General features: G+C 67.3%; 5 protein-coding genes. 1 reads left to right on the top strand and 4 read right to left on the bottom strand.

The genetic code is table 11. From position 1 onward, the window contains the following. Positions 1-303 precede the first annotated feature (303 nt). The 3 genes from AC10QF_RS17960 to AC10QF_RS17950 form a co-directional block, all read right to left on the bottom strand. On the bottom strand, positions 304-714 hold the full coding sequence (locus tag AC10QF_RS17960; RefSeq protein ID WP_494542618.1) for a hypothetical protein: 411 nt from the start codon (positions 712-714) through the stop codon (positions 304-306). A gap of 154 nt (positions 715-868) precedes the next feature. Next, on the bottom strand, positions 869-1,210 hold the full coding sequence (locus AC10QF_RS17955) for a hypothetical protein (RefSeq protein WP_005418203.1): 342 nt from the start codon (positions 1,208-1,210) through the stop codon (positions 869-871). Positions 1,211-1,334: 124 nt separating this feature from the next. Next, the gene (locus AC10QF_RS17950) at positions 1,335-2,510 is read right to left on the bottom strand and encodes a thiolase family protein (protein WP_049413060.1); all 1,176 of its coding nucleotides are present in this window, start codon (positions 2,508-2,510) and stop codon (positions 1,335-1,337) included. Between the two features lie 182 nt (positions 2,511-2,692). On the opposite strand from AC10QF_RS17950, the gene AC10QF_RS17945 reads away from it, so the two are divergent. Next, positions 2,693-5,536 carry a S8 family serine peptidase gene (locus AC10QF_RS17945; protein WP_494542617.1) on the top strand — a complete coding sequence of 948 codons (2,844 nt, stop codon included), beginning with the start codon at positions 2,693-2,695 and terminating at the stop codon, positions 5,534-5,536. 47 nt (positions 5,537-5,583) lie between these two features. Here the strand turns inward: AC10QF_RS17945 and AC10QF_RS17940 are convergent, their stop codons facing one another. Beyond that, positions 5,584-6,681 (bottom strand): Glu/Leu/Phe/Val dehydrogenase dimerization domain-containing protein, encoded by a 1,098-nt coding sequence (locus AC10QF_RS17940; RefSeq protein ID WP_004153019.1) that lies wholly within the window; start codon positions 6,679-6,681, stop codon positions 5,584-5,586. Positions 6,682-6,894: the final 213 nt, after the last annotated feature.

The following is a 6,894-nucleotide window of genomic DNA, read 5'->3' as shown; positions in this document are numbered from 1 at the left end:
GGCGGATCAAGGGAGAATCCGGTGTGGGCGCCAAGCTACATGGCGATCGTCGAGATCCAGGCTCGTACGGCGGCCCACGCCGGCTCTCGACACCTACGCTGACAGATTTCCATCAGATAAGGCTCGGGCGCGCCATCCATGGCGCTTACGCCCCTGCGCAACCTACCCGCGCGTCCTTGGACACTTTCCGTACGCGTCCAGCACGGAATCAACAGAAAGAGCAGAGAGCGAAAAGCAGAAAAGCCGCGGCAGTGCCGCGGCTTTTCCTGTAGCGCCGAGACGATGCCCGGCTGCCGGTAGGCCTTAGTGCTTGGCTTCTTCCTTGGCGGCGTTGGCCTTGGCGTCATTGGCGACATCACGGGCCTTGTCAGCAACCTTCTGTGCGGCGTCCGCAGTGGCGTCGCTGGCATGTGCAGCGGCGTCGGTGGCCGCAACCTTGGCCTTGTCTGCGGCGTTTGCGGTGGCGTCTGCGGCCTTGTCCAGTGCCTGCTGGGTATCGGCGGCGGCCTGCTCGGAAGCGGCTGCGGTCTTGTCGGCAGCGTTGCGGGTGGCTTCGGCGGCCCTGTCCACGGCGTCACGGGCGGCAGCGCCGGCGCTGTCGGCGGCCTGCTGCGCGTCCTGCTTGGCCTGTTCGGCTTCCGGACCCTTGCAGGCGGCCAGGGCCAGCAGCAGGGAGGCGGCCAGCAGCGTGGTGGTCATCGGGCGAATCTTCATGGCGGTCTCCGGTACTGCAATGGATGGGGACGCCAGCCTATTCATGCCGTTGTGAAGACGGGGTCGCGATCCGAGGCGCGCGCAGGCAGCAGGCCAAAGAAAAAGCCGCTGGCGAACCAGCGGCTTTTCCAGAACAGCCTGAAGAAAGAAGTTATTACTTCTTGGCTTCTTCAGCAGCGTCCTTGGCCTGCTCAGCGGTAGCTTCGGCAGCCTTGGCAGCGTCCTTGGCTTCGCCAGCAGCAGCGTCGGTCGCGGCAGCAGCGGTGTTGGCAGCAGCGTCGGTCGCAGCGTCAGCAGCGGTGGCGGCGGTGTTGGCAGCCTGCTGGGCAGCGTCGGCGGTCTGGGCGCCGGCAGCGGCGGCCTGGTCGGCAGCAGCCTGGGCTTCGGTGGCGGCTTCGTTGGCCGAAGCAGCGGCGTCCTGGGCAGCTTCCTGCTTCGAGCAGGCGGCCAGGGCCAGAGCCAGGGACATCGCGACCAGCAGCTTGTTGATGCTCATTGTGTAAATCCTCGTCGTTAGAATTAGGCAACGCGCATGCTGCGCGCCGACAACATGATGACAAGCCAAGATTGGGTGTCAAGCGATCCCGCATTCATTTTTGCGAAATCGTCGTTAAATCTTTTTAAATCAATTCGATGGCGATGGCTGTTGCTTCACCACCACCGATGCACAGGGTGGCAATGCCGCGCTTGCCACCGCGCGTGCGCAGGGCGTTGACCAAGGTCACCACCAGGCGTGCACCGGAGGCACCGATGGGATGGCCCAGTGCGCAGGCCCCGCCATTCACGTTGAGCTTGTCGTGCGGGATGCCCAGTTCACGCATCGGTGCCATCGCCACCACGGCGAAGGCCTCATTGATTTCGAACAGGTCGATCTGGTCCAGCGACCATCCGGTCTTGGCCAGCAGCGTGCGGATCGCGCCGATCGGGGCGGTGGTGAACCACTCCGGTTCCTGCGAATGGGTGGCGTGGCCGACGATGCGCGCCAGCGGGGTAATGCCACGTGCGTTGGCGTCTTCCTCGGTCAGCAGGACCACCGCAGCGGCGCCGTCGGAGATGCTGGAGGAGCTGGCGGCGGTGACGCTGCCGTCCTTCTTGAAGGCCGGGCGCAGGGTCGGGATCTTGGCGATGTCGGAGCGGCCGGGTTGCTCATCGGTGGCGACCTCGACCTCACCCTTGCGGGTGGCCACCTTCACCGCGACGATCTCATCGGCGAATGCCCCATTGGCCTGTGCGGCCTGTGCGCGCTTGACCGATTCGATCGCGTAGGCGTCCTGTTCCTCGCGGCTGAACTGGTACTTGTCCACGGCGCATTCGGCGAACTCGCCCATGGCCTTGCCGTCGTAGGCGTTGACCAGGCCGTCGTGGGCCATGTGGTCGATCGCCTGGAAGTTGCCGAAGCGGTTGCCCGTGCGCGAGTTGGGCAGCAGGTGCGGGGCGTTGGACATCGATTCCATGCCACCGGCGACCACGATGCTGGCCGAACCGGCCTTGATCAGGTCATGGCCGAGCATGATGGTCTTCATGCCCGAGCCGCACACCTTGTTGAGGGTGGTGGCACCGGTCGACAGCGGAATGCCGGCGGCGATCGCCGCCTGGCGGGCGGGCGCCTGGCCGAGGTTGGCCGGCAGCACGCAGCCCATGAGGACTTCAGAGACGTCGCTGGCCGGCACGCCCGATTGTTCCAGGGCGGCCGCGATGGCGGCCGCGCCGAGGGTCGGGGTCGGCACGCCGTTGAACTGGCCGAGGAAGGAGCCGATGGCGGTGCGCTTGGCGGCGGCGATGACGATGTTGGACATGGCAATCTCGTTGATGCGTAAGCAATGTTCGGAAAGGAGACCGAGGACGTTGGAAGCGCCGCGATTTCCCGGCAGACTGCGTGGGGGTCGACCCAAGTATAGAGGGTCGGGGAGGGCCGCCGCTGGGCGGCACCGCACGCCTGCCGGGATGTAGGCAGGCCAACGTTCATGGGAAGGAATCGATGGAACGCACGATGATGGTGAGGTCGGCGCTGGCGTCGGCGCTGGCGATGGCATTGACGGCATGTGGTGGCGGCGGAGGCGGCGGCAATGTCCGCATCGATCCACCCCCGACCACCCCGACGCCCCCGACCACGCCCCCGCCGACCACACCGCCTCCGGCCAAGCCGCAGGAGCCGGCCTTCGACGCGCACCTGTCCGTGACCAATGCGCGTGCCGCACAGGCCGCCGGCCTGACCGGGCAGGGGGTGCGCATCGGCATCGTCGATTCGGGCGTGCAGCGCAACGCAGTGGCGCTGAACGGGCGCGTGGTCGCCAACCTCAATTACATCGACCCCGCCCGCAACAACCTGCAGGTGGACGACGTGGTGGGCCACGGCACGGCGGTGGCCAGCCTGGCCGCGGGCGCTTCGGTGGGGTCCTGGCCGGGCGGCATCGCCCCCGGCGCACAGATCGTTTCGGCGCGGATCATCGCCGACAAGCCGCCCGTCGATGACGGCAGCGGCAAGGGCAATTCCTTCAGCGGCCCCCTGGGCGTGGCGCAGGTCCACCAGGACCTGATCAGCTACAACGTGAAGGTGATGAACAATTCGTGGGGCGGCCTGTACTGGACCGACCTGCCGACCACCGCGCAGGTGGCGGCCGAGTACCGGCCGTTCGTCATCAACCATGGCGGCCTGGTGGTGTTCGCGGCTGGCAACGATGCGCGTCCCGAGCCGAGCAGCCTGGCCGCGCTGCCCAGCCAGCTGGGCGTTGCCGGCTCGCTGCCCGCGGCCGATCTGGAGCGCGGCTGGCTGGTGGCCACTGCGGTGGATCCGTATGGACCGGGCACGCTGGCCAGCTACGCCAATGCCTGCGGCCAAGCCGCGCGCTACTGCCTGGCGGCGCCGGGCAGCGCGGTCTATCCCGATGCCAACGGCGGCAGCTATTACTGGAACTACGGCACGTCCTTCGCCGCCCCGCTGATTTCCGGCGCCGCCGCCCTGGTCTGGCAGCGCTACCCGTACTTCGACAACAACCTGGTGCGGCAGACCCTGCTGGGCACCGCCAAGGACATCGGTGCGCCCGGCGTGGATGCGGTGTTCGGCTACGGCCTGCTCGACATCTCGCGGGCGATCAAGGGGCCGGGGCGCTTCGACTGGGGCGATGTGGTGGCCAATGTCGATGCGCCATCGAGTGGCTCGCTGTGGAGCAACGACATCGTCGGCAGCGGTGGCCTGGTCAAGCAGGGCGGGGGAACCCTGGTGCTGGCTGGCAACAACAGCTACAGCGGCGCCACCCGCATCGAGCGCGGCATCCTGTCACTGCAGAACGGCAGCGTGATCCGCTCCAACGTGACGATCCTGGCGCAGCCCGATCCGGATTCGACCGGCCTGCAGTTCAATGGCGGTACGCCGCGCGTGATCGGCAATGTGGTCAACGGCAGCAGCGTGTTCCTGACCACCGGCAACACCACCGGCACCATCGAGGGCAACTACACCCAGCAGGCCGGCGCGCAGCTGATGATCGCGCTCGGTGCCAATGCGCTGCAGGTCACCGGCAACGCCACGATCAACGGGGGCGTGCGCGTGCACGGCTTCGTCTCCGGCTATGTGCCGCAGAACGGCAGCCGCCAGGACCTGATCCACGCCGCCGCCGGCCTCAGCGGCACCTTCAGCAGCCCGGCAACCTCCAGCGGCCTGCAGGGCCTGTCGCTGCTGCAGAGCAGCTATGGATATGACAGCAACAACGCTTGGTTGAACCTGACCCAGGTCAGCGTCACGGCGGCCGCGACCGGGCTCACGGCCTCGGCGCAGTCGGCTGCGCAACGCGTGGACAGTGCGTTCAGCGCGCTTGATGGCGATACGACGCTGCAGGGCTCGGCCTTCGGTACGGCCGCCGGTGCGCTGCAGTGGACCGGCGGTGGCAGCAAAGGCCTCGAGGCCAGTTTGCAGAGCCTGTCCGGACAGGCGCATGCGCGGGCCGAGTCGGCCACCTTCGACAGCATCGACATGTCACGCCGCGCGATCGCCGAGCGCTTTGATCGCGTGCAGACGGCGCCGCGCCTGCGCGGGGCCTGGCAGAGCGCGCTCGGCGAAGCCGGGCAGGGCAGTTTCGCCGGCAATGCCGCCGACAGCCGCGGTTGGATGGCCGGCCAGGACCTGCCACTGGGCAGCAATGGGCTGATGGGCGTGGCCTTTGGCGAAACCCGCAGCAATGGTGGCAGCAGCGTCGGTGGTGATCGTGGGCGTGATCGCCAGGCGCAGGCGCAGCTGTATGCCGGCTGGAACCTGGGCCGGGGCTATGCGCTGGCGCAGGTCGGCAGCGGCCAGTTCACCCGGGCGCTGGATCGCCAGTTGCTGCTGGGCGCCGGCGCCTACGGTGTCTCTGCACGTTACGGCGGACGTTTCAGCAGTGCCAGTGTCGAAGGCGGCTATCGTTTCGGCCGCGCGGGTGCGTCGTTCACACCCTACGTGGGCGCCAGCAGCACGCGCGTGGATACCGATGCCTTCAACGAACTGGGCGGGTTCGGCTTCGGCCTGCGTGGCGATGCCAACCGCGTACAGCGCAGCCAGATGCTGGCCGGTATCCGCGGCGAACGTGGCTGGGGGCGCTGGACCCTGCGCGGGCATGCCGAATGGCAGCAGCGGCTCGATGATGCCGATGCGGACTGGCAGGCCAGTTTCGTCGGCGTTGATGCATGGGCACCACTGGCGGGCTGGAACGCGCCGCGCGGCAGTGCGCTGTTCGGCGTGGCGCTGGAGTCGTGGTGGGGCCGCAACGGCCGCCTGAGCCTGGGCTTCGACCAACGCGTCGGCGGCGAAGGCGCGCGCCAGGCGGCGTTGCGCTACAGCACCGGGTTCTGAACGGGCGGTCGCGCCGGGTCGAAAGGCCCGGCGCGACATCGGCAGGCTCAGCCGCCGCGCAGGTTGCCCAGGCGCGGGGTGCTGCGACCCAGCGGCATCTTCAGCTTGCCGATCGACAGGATACGGCTTTCGGCGATGCGGTCGGCTGCCCGCTGCGGCGCGATGTTCTCGCGTTGCGACAGTTCGAAGATGCGGGTGAGGTTGTGGTAGATGCTGCGGATCAGGCGCATCGCGCGTTCGCGGTTGTAGCCATCGATCTCCAGCGACACGTTCATCACGCCGCCCGCGTTGACCGCGTAGTCAGGTGCATACAGGATGCCGCGCGCATGCAGTTCATCGCCGATTTCCAGGCTCGACAGCTGGTTGTTGGCGGTACCGCAGATGATCTTCGCCTTGATCCGCGGCAGGGTGTCGGCATTGATCGCGCCTTCCAGCGCGCACGGTGCGAACACATCGGCGTTCACTTCGTGGATCTCGTCGGGCTTGACCGCTTCGGCGCCGAAATCGCTGACCGCGCGATCAACCAGCGCGCTGTCCAGGTCGGTGACATACAGTTTGGCGCCGCGATCGCGCAGCAGCTTGACCAGCTCCATGCCGATGTGGCCCAGGCCCTGCACTGCGATGCTGGTCTTGCCCACTTCCTCATGGCCGAACTTGAAGCGCATCGCCGCCATCAGCGCCTGCAGCGCACCGTAGGCGGTGAACGGGGCCGGATCGCCGGATCCGCCATGGACCTGGTGCACGCCGGTCACGAACTGGCTCTCCAGGTAGATGTTCTCCATGTCGTTGACGTCGGTGCCGACGTCCTCGGCGGTGATGTAGCGCCCTCCCAGCGAGTCGACATAACGGCCGAAGGCGCGGAACAGTACTTCAGTCTTGTCCACCTTCGGGTCGCCGATGATCACTGCCTTGCCACCACCGACGTTGAGGCCGGCCAGCGCATTCTTGTAGGTCATCGTCCGGCTCAGCCGCAGCACGTCGGCCAGCGCCTCGTCGGTGCTGGCATACGGACGCATGCGCACGCCACCCAGGGCCGGGCCCAGGGTGGTGTTGTGGATGGCGATGATCGCCTGCAGGCCGGCATCGTGGTTGTGGCAGAACACCACTTGTTCGTGGCCGGTGGTGGCGAGGGTTTCGAATAGCATGGCGTCTCCGATGGCGCGATCAGCGGCGAACTGCAGCGAACGGCCAGTGAACGGTAGGGTCCCAAAACAAAAAAAGCGACGTCGTCATGGCTGGGGGACGGGTCGCGCGGCGCCATTCTAGTCCATTCCCCTGGCCGGTGCCGTCGACATCGCATGCCTTCCGGTTAAAGAAGATGAAAGTGCGGCCGATGCTGCGACGACGGCGGGTGGCCG

Source organism: Stenotrophomonas maltophilia complex sp. Om-AH-Sm3 (assembly GCF_059337855.1).
The sequence above is the reverse complement of the archived record's forward strand: the minus strand, read 5'-3'. Positions and strand labels throughout refer to the sequence as shown.